This is a genomic window from Evansella sp. AB-P1, from assembly GCF_029688925.1.
In the GTDB taxonomy this organism is placed as follows: domain Bacteria; phylum Bacillota; class Bacilli; order Bacillales; family Salisediminibacteriaceae; genus Evansella.
Genome location: NZ_JARUKY010000007.1, coordinates 165,267 through 186,332 on the forward strand (window position 1 = coordinate 165,267; position 21,066 = coordinate 186,332).

The 21,066-nt window shown below is 36.0% G+C and carries 23 protein-coding genes and 1 riboswitch; of the genes, 1 reads left to right on the plus strand and 22 read right to left on the minus strand.

Annotation, left to right across the window (positions count from 1 at the left end):
- Positions 1-2: 2 nt before the first annotated feature.
- Complete coding sequence (gene scpB / locus QA612_RS09145; RefSeq protein ID WP_278283489.1) at positions 3-614, minus strand: SMC-Scp complex subunit ScpB; 612 nt, start codon at positions 612-614, stop codon at positions 3-5.
- Positions 595-1,368: a segregation/condensation protein A gene (locus QA612_RS09150; protein WP_278283557.1), complete on the minus strand. Its 774-nt coding sequence runs from the start codon at positions 1,366-1,368 to the stop codon at positions 595-597. The genes scpB and QA612_RS09150 overlap by 20 nt, the downstream gene beginning before the upstream one ends.
- Positions 1,369-1,800: 432 nt before the next feature.
- Between QA612_RS09150 and QA612_RS09155 the strand changes: the two genes are divergently transcribed.
- Positions 1,801-2,325, plus strand: a complete 525-nt coding sequence (locus QA612_RS09155; protein ID WP_278283490.1) for a DUF309 domain-containing protein — start codon at positions 1,801-1,803, stop codon at positions 2,323-2,325.
- Positions 2,326-2,362: 37 nt separating this feature from the next.
- On the opposite strand, the gene ribH is transcribed toward QA612_RS09155, so the two are convergent.
- From ribH to QA612_RS09255, 20 genes are all read right to left on the minus strand, one after another.
- Positions 2,363-2,830 (minus strand): 6,7-dimethyl-8-ribityllumazine synthase, encoded by a 468-nt coding sequence (gene ribH / locus QA612_RS09160; RefSeq protein ID WP_278283491.1) that lies wholly within the window; start codon positions 2,828-2,830, stop codon positions 2,363-2,365.
- Positions 2,831-2,851: 21 nt separating this feature from the next.
- Complete coding sequence (locus QA612_RS09165; RefSeq protein ID WP_278283492.1) at positions 2,852-4,045, minus strand: bifunctional 3,4-dihydroxy-2-butanone-4-phosphate synthase/GTP cyclohydrolase II; 1,194 nt, start codon at positions 4,043-4,045, stop codon at positions 2,852-2,854.
- A 22-nt stretch (positions 4,046-4,067) separates the two neighbouring features.
- Entirely contained in the window at positions 4,068-4,721 is a 654-nt protein-coding gene (ribE, locus tag QA612_RS09170; protein ID WP_278283493.1) for a riboflavin synthase, read from the minus strand.
- A 5-nt stretch (positions 4,722-4,726) separates the two neighbouring features.
- Positions 4,727-5,809 carry a bifunctional diaminohydroxyphosphoribosylaminopyrimidine deaminase/5-amino-6-(5-phosphoribosylamino)uracil reductase RibD gene (gene ribD, locus QA612_RS09175; protein ID WP_278283494.1) on the minus strand — a complete coding sequence of 361 codons (1,083 nt, stop codon included), beginning with the start codon at positions 5,807-5,809 and terminating at the stop codon, positions 4,727-4,729.
- 348 nt (positions 5,810-6,157) lie between these two features.
- Positions 6,158-6,304, minus strand: a riboswitch (FMN riboswitch).
- A 163-nt stretch (positions 6,305-6,467) separates the two neighbouring features.
- Positions 6,468-6,905, minus strand: coding sequence for a peptidylprolyl isomerase (locus QA612_RS09180; RefSeq protein WP_278283495.1), 438 nt, complete (start codon positions 6,903-6,905; stop codon positions 6,468-6,470).
- Between the two features lie 128 nt (positions 6,906-7,033).
- A complete protein-coding gene (gene lysA / locus QA612_RS09185; protein WP_278283496.1) occupies positions 7,034-8,383 on the minus strand; it encodes a diaminopimelate decarboxylase in 1,350 nt (449 codons plus the stop codon).
- A gap of 290 nt (positions 8,384-8,673) precedes the next feature.
- A complete protein-coding gene (locus QA612_RS09190) occupies positions 8,674-10,161 on the minus strand; it encodes a spore germination protein (RefSeq protein WP_278283497.1) in 1,488 nt (495 codons plus the stop codon).
- Positions 10,158-10,724: a stage V sporulation protein SpoVABEA gene (spoVAEA, locus tag QA612_RS09195; protein WP_278283498.1), complete on the minus strand. Its 567-nt coding sequence runs from the start codon at positions 10,722-10,724 to the stop codon at positions 10,158-10,160. Before spoVAEA ends, QA612_RS09190 begins: the two co-directional genes overlap by 4 nt.
- 37 nt (positions 10,725-10,761) lie before the next feature.
- Positions 10,762-11,181, minus strand: a complete 420-nt coding sequence (locus QA612_RS09200) for a stage V sporulation protein AB (RefSeq protein ID WP_278283499.1) — start codon at positions 11,179-11,181, stop codon at positions 10,762-10,764.
- The gene (locus tag QA612_RS09205) at positions 11,174-11,788 is read right to left on the minus strand and encodes a stage V sporulation protein AA (protein WP_278283500.1); all 615 of its coding nucleotides are present in this window, start codon (positions 11,786-11,788) and stop codon (positions 11,174-11,176) included. Before QA612_RS09205 ends, QA612_RS09200 begins: the two co-directional genes overlap by 8 nt.
- 547 nt (positions 11,789-12,335) lie before the next feature.
- A complete protein-coding gene (sigF, locus tag QA612_RS09210; RefSeq protein ID WP_278283501.1) occupies positions 12,336-13,091 on the minus strand; it encodes an RNA polymerase sporulation sigma factor SigF in 756 nt (251 codons plus the stop codon).
- A gap of 13 nt (positions 13,092-13,104) precedes the next feature.
- Positions 13,105-13,545 (minus strand): anti-sigma F factor, encoded by a 441-nt coding sequence (gene spoIIAB / locus QA612_RS09215; RefSeq protein WP_278283502.1) that lies wholly within the window; start codon positions 13,543-13,545, stop codon positions 13,105-13,107.
- On the minus strand, positions 13,542-13,895 hold the full coding sequence (spoIIAA, locus tag QA612_RS09220) for an anti-sigma F factor antagonist (protein ID WP_278283503.1): 354 nt from the start codon (positions 13,893-13,895) through the stop codon (positions 13,542-13,544). Before spoIIAA ends, spoIIAB begins: the two co-directional genes overlap by 4 nt.
- A 160-nt stretch (positions 13,896-14,055) precedes the next feature.
- The gene (locus tag QA612_RS09225) at positions 14,056-15,225 is read right to left on the minus strand and encodes a D-alanyl-D-alanine carboxypeptidase family protein (RefSeq protein WP_481804431.1); all 1,170 of its coding nucleotides are present in this window, start codon (positions 15,223-15,225) and stop codon (positions 14,056-14,058) included.
- 116 nt (positions 15,226-15,341) lie between these two features.
- Positions 15,342-16,646 carry a pyrimidine-nucleoside phosphorylase gene (locus QA612_RS09230; RefSeq protein WP_278283504.1) on the minus strand — a complete coding sequence of 435 codons (1,305 nt, stop codon included), beginning with the start codon at positions 16,644-16,646 and terminating at the stop codon, positions 15,342-15,344.
- A 4-nt stretch (positions 16,647-16,650) separates the two neighbouring features.
- Positions 16,651-17,499 (minus strand): purine-nucleoside phosphorylase, encoded by an 849-nt coding sequence (locus tag QA612_RS09235; RefSeq protein WP_278283505.1) that lies wholly within the window; start codon positions 17,497-17,499, stop codon positions 16,651-16,653.
- A gap of 14 nt (positions 17,500-17,513) precedes the next feature.
- Positions 17,514-18,332 carry a purine-nucleoside phosphorylase gene (locus QA612_RS09240; RefSeq protein ID WP_278283506.1) on the minus strand — a complete coding sequence of 273 codons (819 nt, stop codon included), beginning with the start codon at positions 18,330-18,332 and terminating at the stop codon, positions 17,514-17,516.
- Between the two features lie 13 nt (positions 18,333-18,345).
- Entirely contained in the window at positions 18,346-19,530 is a 1,185-nt protein-coding gene (gene deoB, locus QA612_RS09245; protein ID WP_278283507.1) for a phosphopentomutase, read from the minus strand.
- A 123-nt stretch (positions 19,531-19,653) separates the two neighbouring features.
- Entirely contained in the window at positions 19,654-20,535 is an 882-nt protein-coding gene (xerD, locus tag QA612_RS09250; protein ID WP_278283508.1) for a site-specific tyrosine recombinase XerD, read from the minus strand.
- A 294-nt stretch (positions 20,536-20,829) separates the two neighbouring features.
- Positions 20,830-21,060 (minus strand): YqzK family protein, encoded by a 231-nt coding sequence (locus QA612_RS09255; protein WP_278283509.1) that lies wholly within the window; start codon positions 21,058-21,060, stop codon positions 20,830-20,832.
- Positions 21,061-21,066: the final 6 nt, after the last annotated feature.

A 21,066-nucleotide genomic window follows, 5' to 3' on the forward strand; every position in this document is an offset into this window, starting at 1 on the left:
TTCTAATTTGTATTTGAACTCTCTTCTTGAGTTGATGCTAACTGTTCTTGAAACCTTGAGAAAAATAAATCTACTTCTTCTTCTACGTCATCCTCGGATACTTTTTCTGGTAAAGGAGGTAACTCTTTTATGGAACGTAAACCAAATTGTTCTAAAAAGTCTTTTGTTGTCCCATAAAGGATTGCTCGACCTGCACCCTCGACTCTGCCAACTTCCTTAATTAGCGACTTTGCAATTAATGTTCTAAGAGGTCGTTCTGATTTTACTCCTCTTATATCCTCTATTTCTATTCTAGAAATAGGTTGTTTATAAGCTACAATTGCTAATGCTTCTAATGCAGCTTGTGACAATGTAGTCGTTGATGGTGATTGGACCAAACGTTTAAAGTAGGGTGCATGCTCAGCTTTTGTAGTAAATTGGTAGCCTCCGGCAATTTCTACAACTTGAATACCTCTAGAATCGGAGGCGTATGCTTCTATTAATTCTGCCATATAAAATTTTACTGTTTTACGATCTAATTGTAAAACGTCCATTATTTGCTTTTCATCAATTCCTTCTTCCCCTGATACGAATAAAAGGCCTTCAATAACAGCTTTAATCTGATGTGACTTCAAAAGCATACACCTCCTTTTGATAAATCATTATATCGTCAAAATTTTGCTCTTGTTTACAGATAATTGAATCTGTTTTCATTAATTCTAACAGTGCTAAAAATGTAATGACAATATGATTTCTATCTTCCTTTTCAAATAACTCAGAAAATCTACGTTTCCCATGATGAAAATTTAGCTGTTCCATTATTTGTGTCATTTTTTCATCAATGGGTATTTCTTGTCTTTGTATTCTAGAATATGTTGGTTTGTCCTTTTTTCTACTTTGCAGCTTTTGAAAGGCTGTTAACATGTCATAAATGGTTACATTTAAATTAGGTGTTTCATCAGATTTTAGAGTATCCTTTAAAAGTGGAGTGAGATCAGACATAGGCTTTGAAAATAAATCACTCCTTGCCCTTTCTCTTTCTTTTAATTCTCCCGCTGCTTCTTTGTACTTCTTGTATTCAATTAACCGATACATTAATTCTTCTTTGGGGTCTTCCACACCATCAAATTCAAACTCGTCTTCCAATAACTCTTCTTCTTGAGCAGGTAAAAGCATTTTACTCTTCATATGTAAAAGTGTAGCTGCCATAATTAAATATTCACTTGCTATATCTAATTGTAGAACTTGCATCGTATGAATATAAACCATATATTGTTCAGTAATATCTTTTACAGGAATGTCGTATAAATCTAAATCATTTTTCTGAATTAAATGTAACAGTAAATCTAAGGGGCCTTCAAACGTTTGTAGCTTAACACTATACTCCATTTGTCTCACCATTTTCTTTGTTCTCAACAAAAATTATATCATAAACAAAAAATTTTAATAGATGGTGTTCTATGGATTTATTACAAGCTTAGAAAATAAATATATGTTAATCTTAAAGTACCCTATTTTATTGGCTACCCTGGAAATAGAAATAATAATCCGTTTCAAGCGATCGCTTGAAACGGATGAATCAACCCTTGAAAAGAAATCCTTATACTTATGGTATAAATTACCAATTGTATGGAGATCTATCCTGAAAATAAGTGTTATCGAACTTAGCAGTATTAACAAATAAAGGTTATGTTAATCATTCGTTCCATTTGGATTAAAATCATTTTCATCCTCCATGGTGCAAATTCCACTTGCATGGGTGGTCTACCCTAAAATTTAGTAACATGACCTTTTCTTTAAAAATTAAATTAGGAGGATTCGATGAAACATTACCCTAAAGCCTATATTGAGTACTTACTTCACTTTCACGGAACGAGAGATTATTTTGAATGTCATGAAATTATGGAAGAGTATTGGAAGGAAACTGGTTTTCAAAAACATTGGTTAGCATTAATTCAATTAGCTGTAGCTACATATCATGAAAGACAAGGGAATATAAAGGGAAGCCTTCGTATGTTTCAAAAAGTACTTGCTTACCTTCAGGTTGATAAGGTAGCCCTTTCACAAATTGGAATTGATGTTGGTACACTAGAAAGCATTGTAAACAAAAGGTTGAATAATTTAAAAAAAGGTGGTCCATATGAACCTCTAAATATTCCATTAGCAGACAAAGACTTAATTGATCTTTGTAAGAAGCAATGTGGTGAGCAAAATCTAACATGGTGTTACGTAGAAGATATGGAGGACAAATCCTTAATCTTTAGACATAAGCTTAGAGATAGAACAGACGTAATTCATGAAAGATTATCTTCATTAAAACAAAAGGAAAGAGAAAGAAAAGGATAAGATCATACCTTTTCTTTCTCTTTTTATGTTCAAAACCTTAATTAAAGCTCTTCGATAAATTAGCCATTTCAATAGCTGAAACACCAGCTTCCCATCCTTTGTTCCCTGCTTTTGTACCTGCTCTTTCAACAGCTTGCTCAATTGTATCTGTAGTAAGTACACCAAAGATAACCGGAATTCCAGTTGATAGGGATAAAGCAGCAACACCTTTTGAAACCTCACTACATACATAATCGAAATGAGGTGTGGATCCACGGATAACTGTCCCTAATGTAATGACAGCATCATAGTTACCTGATTCCGCCATTTTTTTCGCGATAATTGGAATTTCAAAAGCTCCAGGAACCCAAGCAATATCTACATCTGCATCTTCAATTCCATGGCGTATTAATGCATCCTGAGCCCCACCGAGTAATTTACTAGTAATAAATTCATTAAATCTACCTACTACAATACCAACCTTTAATCCTGTTCCAACTAAATGTCCTTCAAATACTTTTCCCATTTCATTTTCCTCCTCAAATTATTAAAAATGTAGTATATGTCCTAGTTTATTTTTTTTTGCTTTTAAATAATTTTCATTATCCTTTGAATAAGGGAGTTGTAATTGGATTCGTTCAACAATTTCTAAATCATATCCCTTTAGCCCTGTTATTTTTCTAGGGTTATTTGTTAATAAACACATTTTTCTTATCCCAAGATCTTGAAGGATTTGAGCTCCAATTCCGTAATCTCTTAAATCTGGGGCAAAACCAAGTTTTTCATTTGCCTCTACCGTATCATAGCCTTCTTCCTGTAGTTTATAAGCTTTCATTTTATTTAACAACCCTATGCCACGACCTTCTTGTCGCATATAAAGAAGCACACCTGACCCAGCCTCCTCAATTTGCTTTAAAGCAGCATGTAATTGTGGTCCACAATCACACCTTTGCGATCCAAATACATCCCCAGTTAAGCATTCAGAATGCACGCGAACAAGAGTAGGCATTTCACTACTTATTTCACCTTTAATGAGAGCAACGTGCTCCTTTCCATCAACAATATTGCTATATCCAACTGCACGAAATTCTCCAAACTCCGTAGGTAATTCAATTTCCACTTCCCTTTGTATGAGTTTATCCTTTCGATTTCGATACTGAATAAGATCTTTAATTGTGATCATTTTAAGATCGTGCTCATCTGCTATCTTTCGAAGATCGGGTACACGAGCCATGGAACCATCTTCCTTGATAATTTCACAAATGACACCTGCAGGCTTTGCACCACACATTCTCGCAAGGTCTACTGCTGCTTCCGTGTGCCCTGCTCGTCTTAATACACCCCCATCCTTTGCAATGAGTGGGAAGATATGACCTGGTTTTTTATAATCACCTGGCTTTGTATTTTCATCAATTAGACTCATCACTGTTAAGGATCGTTCATGTGCAGAAATACCTGTTGCAATGTCCTTGTGATCTATACTCACTGTAAAAGCAGTTCCATGAGGGTCTGTATTATTATCTACCATTGGTACTAACTCCAGCTCTTCTGCCCTTTCTCTTGTTATAGGTGCGCAAACAAGTCCACGTCCATGGGTAATCATAAAGTTAATTACTTCTGGAGTTGCTTTCTCTGCAAGAGCAATAAAATCCCCTTCGTTTTCTCTATCTTCATCATCACAGACAATGACAGATTTACCTTGCATTAATTCGTATATTGCTTCTTCAATTGAATCAAACATCGTCGTTCCTCCTATCTATAAATTAAAAGCCGTTTTCTTTTAGAAAGCTTTCTGATAACTTCCCAGATAAATTCTCTGAACTGATAGTTCTTTGTGAGATTAATTCTTCTATATATTTTGCTAGCATGTCACATTCTACATTCACAATATCTCCTTGTCCTTTGTTACCGATAATAGTCTCTTGTATCGTATGTGGAATGATCGAAATAGTAAAAGATTTATCAGTTAAACCAAAAATGGTTAAACTCGTTCCGTCAACTGCAACACTACCCTTCATCATCATATATTTTCTTAATGAAGGATCTACTTCAATTTCGTAATAAACAGCATTATGTTCCTGGTGTTTAGATAAAATTTTTCCAATACCATCTACATGACCGGTTACAAAATGTCCTCCAAATCGTCCGTTCGCTGACATAGCTCTCTCTAAATTAACAGTAGACCCTACTGTTAATTCTCGAAGGCTAGTTCCTTTTACTGTTTCTGGCATAATGTCAACAGAAAATGAGTTCTTATCAAAGGCTGTTACTGTTAAACATACCCCATTTACAGCTATACTATCGCCTAATTGTACATCTGATAAAATATGCTTTGCACGAATATTCATTACGATAGAATCACCTGTCTGTTTCATTTTCTGAATCGTGCCTTTTTCTTCAATGATCCCTGTAAACATGTATATTACTCTCCTTTCGTAAGAACAAGCTTCACATCATTTCCAGTTCTTTCAACAGAGTTAATTTTTAACATAGTCGCGTCTTTCAAATGTAAAATACCTTTTCCCGAAAAAGAGGTTAAAGCATCTTTCCCTCCAATTATAAGAGGGGCTAAATAGACAATAACTTGTTGAAAATCACCGTTTTGAAGAAAAGCATCATTTATTGTACTTCCTCCTTCTACTAATAAAGAGGAAATCTGATTTTCCCCTAAATATGTAAGGAGGTCTGAAATGATAATCTTTTTACTATTTAATACAATAACTTTTACTCCTGCGTCTTCTAACTTTTGTATTTTTTGTGCATTTGTATGATTTGTAGTAAATATCCATGTAGGAGCCAGTTGGTCTGTTACTACTTTTGCAGTTTCAGGTGTTCTCAGCTTATGATCTAACACTATTCGTATTGGATTCTTTCCCCCTTCATTTAATCTTGTAGTTAAAGAAGGATTGTCTGCAAGAATAGTATTTACCCCAACGAGAATAGCATCGTTTATGTGTCTAAGTTGGTGAGAATCGTACCTTGATTCTTCACATGTAATCCACTGACTTTCCCCTTTACTAGTTGCAATTTTCCCATCCAAGCTAGTTGCTGATTTTAAGGTGACAAAAGGCTTACCTGTTTGTATATAATGAAAAAACACTTGATTTAGACGATCTGCCTCCTCTTTCATAATATCCACCTCTACATCAATTCCAGCTTGACGTAGTCTATCTATTCCATTTCCTGCAACCTTAGGGTTAGGGTCTGTAGACGCAATATATACTTTTTTTATCCCTGCTTCTATCACTGCATCTGCACAAGGTGGGGTTTTTCCAAAATGGGAGCAAGGTTCTAAAGTAACATACATCGTTGCATTTTTCGCTTTTTCTCCAGCCATTTGTAGTGCATGCCGTTCAGCATGTGGCTCACCAGCTTTCAAATGTGCTCCCATTCCAACAATTTGATTATTTCTTACAATAATAGCACCAACTACAGGATTGGGAGACGTTTGACCATGTGTTGAACGAGCTAAATCAATAGCCATTTTCATGAATGTATTTTCCAACTAATCACACCTCTTTTCATTTCCCCTTGTAAAAGGATAGTACTACTTTAATAGAAAGTTGTTTTTGGTGAACAATGTATACTTTTACGTAAAAGAAATCGTAAAGCGCAAAAAAACCTGAAGGTATAGAAATCCTCCAGGAAAGAAATATAATCAGAAAAACGAAGTATAGAACTTTTTGCATAGCAAAACCAACTGATAACCATGAACTTAGCTACCAGATAATAACAATTGTTTCCTTTGTCCATTCCAATACATATTCTGAAATATTTCATTCTAAAAGAAAATAGCATTCTTCCTTTAAAAATGGACAAACTACTCCAATTATAATCTACTTCATTTTTACCGAAAATCCTTCTCCCATCCAGACTATACTGTCGGCCCTGGTTTTGCACCAGATCCACCGTTCCTTAAATAAGCAACGGGTCACGGGCTTAGAAGCTTCATTGCTTCATCACCGCCGGTTGGGAATTGCACCCGACCCCGAAGGTTACGATAAATAATATCCATATTTGATTATGTTTATTATATCACAAAGGTTGAAATGAATGTTGTAATTTCGCTTTTATTTAGCTTACTTTGAATAAGCTGCAAAAAATAAAAAACACCTCATAACTAAAACATCAGCTGTAAGGTGTTTTATAAATAATGCATTTATTTATTCTTCGTCAAAAACCTTTACTTGTTCCATAACATCACCTTGCTTAATTCTTAATACCGTTTCCATTCCTTCTGTAACTTGTCCAAAAACAGTATGAACTCCGTCTAAGTGTGGTTGTGGTTCATGAACAATAAAAAATTGACTACTTCCTGTATCTTTCCCAGCATGGGCCATAGATAAGGATCCAGCTACATGCTTATGAGGATTACCTTCTGTTTCACATTTAATGTTCGTACCACTTCCACCAGTACCTGTTCCATAAGGACATCCACCTTGTGCAACAAATCCCGGAATGACACGGTGAAATGTTATCCCGTTATAGAATCCTTCGTTAGCTAGTTTTTCAAAATTAGCTACTGTTCCTGGTGCTTCATTTGGAAAAAATTCAATTTGAATTTTTTCTCCATTTTCCATAGTAATTGTACCTTTTTTCATACTAATTTATCCTCCTATGTAGTTTCAATTTCTAAGCCTATCTAATTGTACAATAAATTATTACAGAAAGAAAACAAGACGAAAAAATACGACTTGTTTTCTTTCCCTATAATTATAATCTTTGTTTATTAAAATTTGATCGAATCTTTTTTTAAAGATTTAGAGCTACTTTTTTTTTGATAAGATGTTTCATTTTTAACTAAATCCTCAAAAGATTCTCTTTGAATAACACATTGTTCTTCACTGTTTTCAACAAAAACAACAGCAGGTCGAAGTATACGATTATAATTATTGGACATGGAATAGCCGTAAGCCCCTGTAGATGAGACTGCTAATAAATCTCCAATTTCCACTTTAGGTAATTCTATATCCCAAATAAGCATATCGCCACTTTCACAACATTTTCCAGCTATAGATACTTTTTCTTCATTTTGTTCATTCATTTTGTTCGCAACGAATGCTTCGTATTTCGCCTGATATAAAGCCGGTCTGATATTGTCAGTCATGCCTCCATCAACAGAGACATAAGATCGAACCCCTGGAATATCCTTTCTTGAACCAATAGAATAAATAGTTGTCCCTGCTTCTCCAACAAGTGCTCTCCCTGGTTCAATCCAGATTTCCGGAGTACTTAATTCATTTTTTTTCGTATGTTGTTCTACAGCATCTATCATTGCGTTTACATATTGCTCTAATGGTAATGGACGATCCTCTTTTGTGTAACGAATTCCGAAGCCTCCCCCTAAATTCAGAACTCGTGGTTCAAAGCCTAACGTATTCTTCCACTCTATAAGGTACTTATAAATTTCATTAATTGCTGAAGTAAAGCCATCTGTTTCAAATATTTGCGATCCTATATGGGAATGTACCCCTTCTAAATGAATATATTGGTGGTTTTGAATTTGTGTAATGGCTTTTGAAGCCTGACCACTTTGAATATCAAAACCAAACTTTGAGTCTTCCTGTCCAGTAGATATATATTCATGGGTATGTGCTTCCACCCCTGGTGTAATACGAATTAACACCTTCATTTCTTTTTTTAGGGATTCTGTTAATGCCATTAACCATGAAAGCTCTGTAAAGTTATCAACAACGATACAGCCAATACCTTCTTTTATAGCCATCTCTAGTTCATCAGGAGACTTATTATTGCCGTGGAAATGAATTCTTCCCACTGGAAAACCTGCTTTCAAAGCTGTGTATAACTCTCCACCTGATACAACATCTAAACTTAAGCCAAGGTCATCCACTAATTGCACCATAGCAATACAACTAAAAGCTTTGCTTGCATAGGCAACTTGGTTTTTAATTCCTCTTGTCTCAAATGCACTCTTGAATTGTTGAGCACGAGCACAAATATCTTCTACATCATATACATATAGCGGTGTCCCATATTTTTCCACTAACAGTGTTGTATCAATTCCGCCAATTTCTAAATTGCCGACATTATTTACTTTACTTGTTCCATATAACCCCATATTTCTTCTCTCCTCATCCCTCATTTTTCATTATGCACCTTTATCTACTCGTTCCCTTAAAACATACGTTTAACGATGAGGTATACTCTATTTTAAGTTTTAAAACTTAAAAGGATAACGGAGGCGAATCACTTCCGTTATCCTTGACGTGTAAACTATCTATTCCTATCGTCATCTATCGGATAGTGCTTCACTACATTGTAGTGAAATGCGCTACGCTTTTTCTACTATAAAAGCTTAATTTATCGCCTTCAACAATACCATATCTCTTATTTTGTTTCAATCCTTTTCTACGCAGGTCCTTGTTTAATGGGATCCTGTGGTTTTACAATGCTAGGACGACGTCGCTTCATTGGTACCCCTTGTCGTATTACTATATCTAATAATGCTTTTGGATAAAATGGTAAGAACGGCCATAAATATGGTACATTTAACGATTTGATTAATGCTAGAAAAATAAAGAAGATTGTTGTACCTATTATAAAGCCTGGAGCTTTAAATATTGCTACTAAAATAATTAGAGCTAATCGTAACATTTTTAGGGCTAAAGATAACTCATAACTTGGTGTTGCAAACATTCCTATTGCCCCTACAGCAACATAAAGTATAACTTCAGGTACAAGTAACCCAACTTCTATTGCAATCTCCCCAATCAGCAGGGCTGCAACTAAACCTAGTGCTGTCGCTAATGGTGATGGTGTATGAATAGCAGCCATCCTTAATAGCTCTATCCCTAATTCGGCTATAACGATCTGAGCAAATACTGGTATATTTGTCGTTTCATTTGGTCCAATAAAATCTAAAGTCTCTGGCAGCAAAGAAGGTTGCATCACCATTAATAGCCATAATGGAAGTATAAATAAAGAGAATAACATCCCAACAAAGCGAACCCATCTTAAAAATGTTCCAACAAAAGGGGCTTGTCTAAATTCTTCCGCATGCTGAACATGATGAAAGAACGTTGTTGGAAAAATAATTACACTTGGAGAGGCATCCACGATAACGAGAACGTGTCCCTCTAATAAATGTGTTGCTGCCACATCTGGTCTTTCTGTATATCTCACTATTGGAAAAGGATTATTTCCTTGTTTTACAACAAACTCTTCAACAACTTTATCTGCCATTGTTAACCCATCAATGTCTATTGCCTCGAGTTCTTTTCGAATGATATTAACGAGGTTAGGATCGGCAACGCCATCAATATAACTAATACATATATCCGTTTTTGAACGTGCCCCTACTTTCATTATTTCATGACGAAGCTTCTCATCACGAATTCTTCTTCGGGTTAAAGCCGTATTTTCAATGATGTTTTCCGTATAGCCATCGCGACTTCCACGGACTACCCTTTCTGTATCTGGCTCTTCTGGTCCTCTACCAGGATAACTACGCACATCTACAACAAGTGCATCAGATTCTCCCTCGACTAAAATGAAAACTAGACCAGATAACATATGGGTAAGCGCTTCCCCCATATTACCCACATGTTCAACCTGTACATGTGTTAAGCGGTTTTCAATTTGATCTTTTACTCTATTCTCTTTTGTTTCATTTGCATCCAAATACATTAATTCTTTTAACAATTCAACAACATATTGAATATCACATAGACCATTTACAAAATAAAAATGAACTTCTTTATCCAATATGTATAATTTCCTAACTCCTACATCAAAGCTTGTTCCAATACCAATTCGTTCGGTGATTCGCTTTTCGTTTTCCCTTAGATCACGACTAAAAACATCATTTTCATCGATTTTTTTCACTTTTGAACTCATTGGTTTCCACTCCTTTCTAAGATTAATTCCACTGCTTGCTTTGTAATTGGAGCACCAAGCTTTACTGAATCACGCCCACCCATTTTGCCAATGTCACCAATCCCGACTATAAAGGGAAGAGATAATTGATCTAATACGTAAACCGTATCGCCTCTAATTCGTCCTATTTCCGTATCCATAATCCCGTCTTTGTCTACACCATATTCTGTGATTACACCATTTTTATCGATACTTACATCAACTCTTGTCCATTCGTGGGAGAATGACTGTGATGCAACTGCGATTGCTCCTAAAACATTTATGTCAGAGGATGCAACAACCTCCATTAAAGCCGTTTCACCGTACCCTTCCTCTGGAAATCCGCAATCGTCAAATAATACTAGAATCGGCTCTTTTTCAGCATCTTTTATAAGCTTTATTAACTGTTGTCCTGTTACTTTCGTTGGATTACCTCCTGATTCCATAATGAGATGACAATTAAGTGATTGGGCTACACTTTTTACTGCTTCCTTTGCAGATTCATCTCCATCAGTGATTAATATAACCCTCTTCTTCTTTTTCATGTGTAAACAACTCCTTGTTTAGTTGCTTTTGAGATTATTAAAGTTTCACGAAATAGATCCAATGATACAGGGAACCAATAATTTTCCCAAAAACAATAGCCCATAAAAGCCAATTTATTTTGTCTTTCATTCCAATTCTTTTTGCAAGAATTGGAAATACATTTAATACTTCCGTTAATGCAGCTGCCAATAATCCAATGAAAATGCCACATGCTAATCCAATTATTATGAGAATAAGATTAGATATCGAAAAAATTGGACTCCCTAAGCTAAACCACACTCCAGTAAGCGTGCCTACAATAACTGAGAATTCATAAAACGTAAGTAACTGCTCTGTTTTAGTTAAATAGGCTAGTCTAGGAATGATTCCTAGAACAGTTAAAAAGGCAACAAAGCCACTTCCCACCGCTAAACCGCCTGATAATCCGATTAAAATTAAAAGAAAAGTACTAATCATTTTTATCTTTCCAAGCTTCGTTTTCATACACTGAGACATATCTGTCCATATTCTCTTCATAATTGAACATTTCGATTTCCATTGGGCTAGGCTCTTCATTTATTCTCTTTCGAAATACATGATTAAAAAACAAAATCATACCTAAGCCTAAGCCTATTGAATATGGAATTTGAAGCCATAGAGGTTGTGTTTCTTCTTCACCGGTAATTACTTTATTAATCTTAATGTGAACCTCCTGCATGCTTACATCTTCATGAAAATTCATAATAGCTAAACCAGCTCCTATGAACAACAACATCCATACAGCTATAAATAAATATGGTCTAGATTTTAATTTTTTTTGTTTTAAATAAATGACAGTCTGCGTCGGACCAATGACTTGTACATCCACATTTTGATTAGATTGTTGAATTAATTTCACAATATACATAGAGTCAATCACTTTTAATGATTTGTCGTCTGAGGTTAAATAGCATACTACTAAATTTTTAATTTGTTCTTCCTGCACTCCTTCAGTTATTACTTGTGCAATGTCTTTTAAATAAATTTTCTGCTTTGGCTTCGACCAACTTCGGCTTTTCAATCGAAAATACACTTTTTTATCCATCGAAAAACCTCTTTTCTACGATTTGATTAAGAAAAGCGCAAGACGCCCCAATTCCGCCTAAGTAAAGCCTACGTCCTGTAGGCAACGGCGTAATATCGACATCCTGTCTCCCACCGAAATGCAAATGTTCTGGCCGTTAAAAAGTGCTTTTTACTTTTTATGCGGACAGGTTATTTGACACGAGGTGATCGCGCATCAATTTAACCTAAGAACGCCCACGTCCTGTGGGCAACGGTTAAATCATCGACGTCCTGACCTCCTAGACACCTTTCATAGTCAAAAATTAATAAATTCTTATCTTTTAAGAAAAAAGCCACTCTGAAAGTAAAAAACTTCAGTAGTGATAGACGGCGACTCCTACGGGAAAATCGGCAGGTTATGCAGGAGCAGGAGTTCTCTTTATAATATTTTTTAGTATGTGGAAATATAGGAAAACAATGCAACTTAAAGAGGATTGATTTTAATTTGATATTGGTTTTCTAATTAATAGAGGATAAAAGGAGATTGTTACAAAATATTTCAAGGGAGCTAAAAAACAGCTTAGCATTTAGCCAAGCTGTTCCTTTAATTGTTTAAGAATCTTTTTCTCGAGTCTTGAAACCTGTACCTGTGAAATTCCTAATCGTTCTGCTACTTGTGATTGAGTTTGATCCTTATAGTACCTTAAATAAACGATTAGCTTTTCTCGTTCATCTAATTTATCAATCTCATCTCGTAAGGCAATTTTATCAAACCATTTCAGATCACCGTCATCAGAGATCTGGTCTAGTAAAGTGATAGGATCACCATCATTTTCATAGACTGTCTCATGTATAGAAGTTAGCTGTCTACTTGCCTCTTGAGCAAAGACTACTTCTTCAGGAGTCATTTCTAGTTTCTCAGCAAGTTCATTTACTGTGGGGGTGCGACCGTAAGTTTTTGATAGCTCTTCTTTCATCTTCCTAATTTTATTGGCACTCTCTTTAATAGATCGACTTACTTTAACAGTACCGTCGTCTCTTAGAAAACGTTGTATCTCACCAATAATCATAGGTACAGCATACGTAGAAAATTTTACGTCATAGCTTAGATCAAATTTATCGACGGATTTTATTAAACCGATGCAACCAATTTGAAACAAATCGTCTGCTTCATATCCTCTATTTAAAAAGCGTTGTACTACAGACCAAACTAGACGTGTGTTTACATTAACAATTCGGTCTCTCGCCTCTTGATCTCCGTCTTGAGCCTCTTTTATGAGACGCTTTATTTCCTTGTCGTCAAGGTACGTTTGTTTTTTAGTTTGTTTTACTTCTACATCCATAATAAGCCGCCCTTTAATTGCATAGCGCACGCTGCTTGGACAGGCGTTTTACTAAACTAATGGTCGTACCTACCATTGGTTCAGACTCGATCGCAACTTCATCCATAAAGTTTTCCATAATCGTAAAGCCCATACCACTTCGTTCTAATTCTGGCTTAGAAGTATATAAAGGTTGACGAGCCTCATCTAAATCATGAATACCAATCCCTCGATCTCTAATTGTAAGTCGAACTGTATCTTCTTCAAGTTCTACTTCCAGATCTACCATGCCATTATCATCTTCATTGTAACCATGAATAATAGCATTTGTTACTGCTTCACTAATAACTGTCTTTATTTCTGTTAATTCATCCATTGTTGGGTCGAGCTGAGCAACAAAAGAACCAACAGCTACTCTTGCAAAAGATTCATTTTGACTAAGTGCTGAAAAGGTTAGCTTCATTGTATTTTTCATGACGCCACCCCCAACACTAATAATGCATCTGTTTCATTTGATGCAAAACGTACAATTTTAAATAATCCTGACATTTCAAAAAGTCTTTTAATTTGTGGAGATATTGAGCAAACAACCATTTCTCCACCTAGAGTTTGAACAAGTTTATAGCGTCCCAAAATTACTCCTAATCCGGAACTATCCATAAAAGATAAATGTTCTAGATTAAGTAGTACGTGTGTAAGGTGATGTTTTTTTAATGCGGTATCTACCTGTTCCCTAAGCTCCATTGCTGTGTGATGATCTAACTCGCCTTCAAGTCTGACACAGAGAACGCTGTCCCTTTTTTCCAAATCAATGAGTAAACTCATTACTTTCACCCCTCATAAATAAAGTTCTTCACTCCAGATCCCTCTCTCCCAGAGGAAATTTGGGTCTTTCATGACCTAAAGTTTCTTGATTGTCATACAAGTTTCCTTCCTAAAAACAAAACTAGTGTCCTTTCGTCAAAAGTAGAAGGAATACGATGAATTAAAAAGCATTTTTACCGACGAGAATTGACGTAGTTCGTTTAATTAATGTCCACAAGCTGGCTTCCCCCACTTCTTCTTGTGCAACAACAACCGTTTCAGTCAATACATCTCCATTCTTCTCGATGTAAAGTTTTCCTATTGGATCTCCTTTTTTAACTGGAGCAGCTACAGGCTGTGTCAAATCTAGACGTTCTGTTACCCCATCTAGAGACTCACCTTTCTTCAATAATAATGATATATTTTCAGCTGCTTGCACTGGTACAGTCACTGTATTTCCTTTACTTACTTTTGCTTCTCCTAACAAATCTCCACGTTCGTATCGTCGTTGAAGTTCATATTGACTATATGCATAGTCAAGCATTTCAGTAATTTGTCGGTTTCGATCCTTCGGTGTAGGTGCACCCATGACAACAGCAATAATTCGCATTCCCTTTTTATTTGCCGTTGCTGTTAAACAATATTTAGCCTCTCTAGTGAATCCCGTTTTTAATCCATCTACACCTGGATAAAACTTTACTAATTTATTTGTGTTAACAAGCCAAAACTTATCTTCTGAATCCTCACGTAGATAATCTTCATACAAGCTTGTGTATTTTGTAATTTCCTCATACTTTAAGAGTGCTTGAGCCATTTTCGCTAAATCTGAAGCAGATGAATAGTGATTTTCCCCAGGTAATCCATTTGAGTTCACAAAATTAGTGTTTTCTAATCCAAGTTCCTTTGCTTTCTCATTCATCAAATGAACAAACTGCTCCTCAGAACCTGCTAAATGTTCAGCCATAGCAACAGATGCATCATTTCCTGAAGCAATGGCAATACCTTTCATCATTTCCTCAACAGTCATTTCTTCTCCAGGTTCTAAGAAAATTTGTGATCCACCCATTGAGGCAGCTCTTTCACTTGTTCTTACTTTCTCATCCCAAGTAATCTTTCCTGAATCAATAGCTTCCATAATTAATAGCATTGTCATTACTTTCGTCATACTTGCAGGAGGTAATTCCTCTTTACTATTTTTCTCATACAACACTTCTCCAGTATCTCTTTCAATGAGTATAGCTGAGGTTGCTTGATCTGCAAGTTCAACAGTTGCTTCTTCAGCATTTACTGATAACCCGCCCCCCATAAAAATGTATAAACCTAGTAAAAAAACAATGAACGATTTTCTCAAACCAATCCCTCCATTCTTTTTCTTTACCATTCTGCCCTAACAGTGAAAGAATATACCGTCTGGTAAAGGGAAAAAAATAAATCTAAGTGAGAGGGTATCCCTTCACTTAGATTTATTTATTCTGCTATAATATCGTAGATTAACTGGGGTTTATCTACTTGTTTTTCTGATATTATGAAAGCTTCCTTTATTCTTTTTATATAACTATCTAATGGGACTTCGTTTCCGTGAATAACAGCTAGTGAATCACCATCAAATACTTTATCTCCAATTTTCTTTCGTAGTTCTATCCCAACCGCTAAATCAATTGTGGAGGATTTCGTAGCCCTTCCAGCACCAATCATCATGGCTGCTGTACCTATTTTATCAGCAACAATGGATGAAATATAACCTTCCTTTTCTGCATTAATATTTACTTTATATTTCGCTTCTGGGAGTTTTTCTGGATTGTCAACTACAGATGAGTCACCTTGTTGTGCTTCAATAAATATCTTTAAATGTTCTAATGCTTCACCTGACGTAATTGCTTGCACTAATTTTTTACGAGCTTCGTCAAGGCTATTTGCCTTCTCAGCAAGAACAACCATATGACTACCTAATGTTAAGCATAGCTCTGTTAAATCTTCTGGTCCTTCTCCTTTTAAAGTATCTATAGCTTCTTTCACTTCTAAAGCATTTCCAATAGCATAACCTAGTGGCTGAGTCATATCAGAAATGATAGCTGAAGTCTTTTTCCCTAGATCTCGTCCTATATTAACCATCGCTTCTGCTAGTTTTTTCGTTTCATCTAGCTCCTTCATGAAGGCACCTGCTCCAGTTTTAACATCTAATACAATAGCATCTGCACCTGAAGCTAACTTCTTACTCATAATAGAACTTGCAATAAGGGGAATAGAATTTACCGTTGCAGTAACATCACGTAAACTATATAGCTTTTTATCAGCTGGAGTTAAGTTTTTTGTTTGGCCAATTACTGCTACTTTATTTTTATTTACTAAATCTATGAATTTGTTATTAGTTAACTCCACACTAAAACCAGGAATAGACTCAAGCTTATCAATGGTTCCCCCTGTGTGGCCTAAGCCCCGTCCACTCATTTTTGCAACTGGAACACCTAAGCAAGCAACTAATGGTGCTAAAACTATGGTAGTGGTATCACCAACTCCACCAGTACTATGTTTGTCTACCTTTATGCCATGTATAGCTGATAAATCAATTGTTTCTCCCGAACGTACAATGGCATCTGTCAAGAATGCTGTTTCTTCGGAAGCCATTCCTTGAAAATAAATAGCCATAGCCCATGCACTCATTTGATAATCTGGTATCGTTTCATCTGTATAGCCTTGAATAATAAAGTCTATTTCTTCCTTTGTATACTGATTTCCATCTCTCTTCTTTTCAATGAGATCCACCATTCTCATAGTACTAAACCTCCTCGACTATACTCCAGACCTGGTCATTCCCTTCCTTCAGCACAGAACGTACAAGGCTTTTGAAACGAGGCTTAGCTCTTTCTGCAACCTCCATCACTTCCTCATGAGTAATTCCTTCAATTGTTTCACCTATGGCCATATCTGTAATACATGAAATCCCTAATACATTCATGTTCATGTGTCGCGCAATAATAACTTCAGGGACCGTCGACATACCTACAACATCTCCCCCAAGTTTCCTTAGCATAATTAGCTCTGCTGCGGACATATACGTTGGACCACTTACACCGGCATATACCCCCCGTTGTAATGTAAAGTCCAAATTTTCCACAACCTTTTGTGCATGCTCTCTTAGTTGTGGTGTGTATGCATGACTCATGTCTGGAAACCTCGGTCCTAACTCATCAATATTATGACCAATTAATGGGTTTGCCCCTGTAAAATTAATGTGGTCTTCAATTAACATTAAGTCTCCTGGTTGAAACTTTTCATTCATTCCACCACAAGCATTTGTTACAATTAAACTTTCGCAGCCTAGAAGCTTCATTACTCTTACAGGTAAGGTCACCTCCTGCATAGAATATCCCTCATAATAATGAAAACGTCCTTGCATGGCAACCACACGCTTTCCTTCTAAATACCCGATAACAAGCTGACCTTTATGACCTACAACAGTCGATGAAGGAAAATGTGGAATATCTTTATACGAAATTTCCACTGGATCTTCAATATCCTCTGCCAATTCACCTAGGCCGGACCCTAGGATCATACCTATTTGTGGAGTAAAATCAACTTTGTTTTTAATAAATTCTACTGCTTCCATCATTTGTTCTAATCTCATCTCACTACCTCCTATTACAATCTCTTTACTATTTCTTTAACGAAGCTCAAAAATTGAGATTTAACTCTTTCTGTTGTTTCCATTACTTCTTCATGTGTTAATGGTTGATCTAAAATTCCTGCAGCCATATTAGATATACAAGATATACCTAACACCTTTAATCCGCTGTGTCTTGCAACTATAACCTCTGGAACAGTAGACATACCAACAGCGTCCCCACCTAATGTACGAAGCATTCTAATTTCTGCAGGTGTTTCATAAGTTGGTCCTGTATTCCCTACATATACCCCTTCTTTTACAGGTATACGTAGTTCATTACTCACTTCTTTTCCTATCTCAAAAAGTTCTGGAGTATATGCTTTTGACATGTCTGGGAAGCGAACTCCAACTTCTTCGTCATTTGGTCCAATAAGTGGGTTTGTACCGAACATGTTAATGTGGTCCTGGATAAGCATTAAATCTCCTGGTTTAAATGCTTCGTTCACACCACCAGCTGCATTAGTGACAATGACTGATTCCACACCAATGGATTTCATAAGACGAACAGGCATCGTTACAAGTTCCATTGAATAACCTTCGTAATAATGAAATCGACCTTGCATTGCAACAACCTCTGTACCTTCTAAATTACCAAATACTAACTGACCTTTATGTCCAGCTACAGTTGACGTTGGAAAGCCAGGTATGTCCTGATACGGAATAACAATAGCTTCTGAAATTTCATCTGCTAATACCCCTAATCCAGATCCTAGAATTAACCCAACTTTAGGTTTTCTTGAAATCTTTTCCTTTAAGTATTTCTCTGCTTGTTTAAGCTTTTCTAATGTAGACATATATTCTTCTCCCCTATTCCATTTCGCTTAAAAAACTCGTTCCATACTTTGGTAACGGTACTTGAAAGTTATCTGCAATTGTTGCACCAATATCTGCAAAGGTTTTCCGTGTTCCCAGAGGTCTAGCGGTTTTAATATCATTACTATATACAAGGAGTGGTACGTACTCTCTCGTATGGTCTGTACCTTGATGAGTAGGATCATTCCCATGGTCTGCTGTAATCATCAACAGATCATCCTCTTTTAAGTTTTCTATAATAGTAGCAAGTTGACTATCAAATTCCTCTAAAGCATTTCCATATCCAATAGGGTCTCTTCGGTGACCAAATTTCGCATCAAAATCCACTAGGTTTACAAAGCTCAATCCATTAAAATCCATCTCCATTGATTGATTTAGTTTATCCATCCCATCCATATTTGAGATGGTACGAAGTGTCTTTGTAATACCTTCCCCATCATAAATATCTGTAATTTTCCCTATTGCAATAGACTCAAATCCATTATCCTTTAACTCATTCATGACTGTGCGTCCAAAAGGTTTTAAAGCATAGTCATGACGATTTGCTGTCCTTTCCCAATTGTCTGAAGTTCCTACAAATGGTCGAGCAATTACACGACCAACCATGTATTTTTCATCGAGAGTTATTTCTCTAGCAATTTTACATATGTTATATAATTCTTCAATTGGTACGATCTCCTCATGTGCTGCAATCTGAAGGACAGAATCAGCAGATGTATATACTATAAGTGAACCAGTCTTCATATGCTCTTCTCCTAGTTCAACTAATATTTCTGTACCTGAAGCTGGTTTATTTCCAATTATTTTTCTACCTGTTCGCCTTTCAAGGTCTTTTATAAGCTCTGGTGGAAATCCTTCGGGAAATGTTCGAAATGGCTGATCAATGTATAGACCCATAATTTCCCAGTGGCCTGTCATCGTATCTTTTCCTACTGATGCTTCCTCCATTTTGCCATAGTGTGCTAAAGGAGGATTTTCCTTAGTTCCCCCTTGATAATCTTTTATATGTGCTAGACCTAATCGATCAAGGTGTGGTAGATGTAGTCCATTCATTTTTTCCGCGATATGACCTAACGTATCCGCACCTTCATCGTTAAATTCTTTCGCATCAGGAGCTTCACCAATACCTACAGAATCCATTACAATAAGAAAAACTCGTTTATAACGAGTAGTGTTCATTATTCAATCCCTCCTAGAATTAAGGTTTATAATCCGTAAAATTGTAAATTCATTAACAATGATTAGTTTTCTTTAAAAGCTTGTTCAATATTTATTCGAATCGGTTATATTTTCAGGGTAGACCTATGCCCTTGGATGATATCGTATGTACTCCTCTTTCATTTTAAGTTTAGAATGTTGAACATATAACTGCGTTGAGGAAATATCTACATGACCTAACATTTCTTGAACAAGTCTAATATCAGCACCATTTTGTAAAAGGTGGGCAGCAAAGGAATGTCTTAATGTATGAGGTGTTAAATCCTTCTTTATATTTGCAGCTTTTGATAATGTCTTCAATATTTTCCAAAAACCTTGCCTTGTTATGGGTGTACCATGATGATTAACAAAGAGGAAATCATGCTGATTATTTTTTATTAGGTTAACTCTTCCCTCTTGAATATACTTTTCTAAAGATTGAACGGCACTTTTGCCTAATGGGATATTCCTTTCTTTATTTCCATTACATCGAATAAAGCCCATTTTTAAATAAATGTCAGATACAGTTAGTTGGCATAATTCAGAAGCTCGTAATCCCGTTGCATATATAACCTCTAGCATTGCCTTATTACGATCATCCAATGAAACGTTTCTCACTGTGGTTGACAATAATGACTCCACCTCAGACGGAGTAAGGATTTCTGGCGATTTTTTTGCAACTTTAGGAATTTTAATATGTATAGATGGATCTTGTTTACAAAATGACTTTCTAAATAAAAATTGGTGAAACGAACGAATTGAAGATAAAGCTCTTGCAATTGTCGTTGCAGCTTTATCTTGATCTTTCATGTGCTGGATGTACTGCAAAATCTCAATTTTTGATATGTCATCGACCTTTAACACACCTAGTTTTTCTAAGAAAGAGGAATAGTGATTTAAATCTCTGTAATAAGCTTCTTTTGTGCTTTTTGAAAGTCCTTTTTCTTCCTGTAAAAATGTAATAAATAATTCTACTTCCTCTATCACAATTCCATCTCCACCTTTATCATACTTAAAGTGCGTGTTCAAAAAGGAGGATAAAAATAACCGAGTCGGCTAAAGATGCAACGTCCTGTTGCAACGCCGACACTAGCACGTCCTGTGCGTCGAAAGATCAAGGCGGCGAAGCTTTGAGTACCGTAGCGTATGCTTTTAATACGTGAGGTACGGAAAAGCAAGCCAACGCAGAGATTCGACAGATATTTTTCCCGGACTTTTTGAACATCCTCTTATAGTGTTTCAATAGCTAGTCTAAAATTATATCAATGGAATTCTTTCTCCTTATTCTCCATGCCTTAAGAATAAATGTAGTCTCTCCATCGATTGTTCAAAAATCGATTCTATATTGTCCTGTTGCACCACTTTAACAGCTCTACCCTTAGGTTCATCGTAGCGGTGGTAATCCCTATATTCATCACTCACCCATAGAATACCATAATAAAAAATTAGCGTGCACCCAATAAATATAAAAAATATCCATAAAGCATCAATCATACTTTTTATTCTATTCATTTTTCT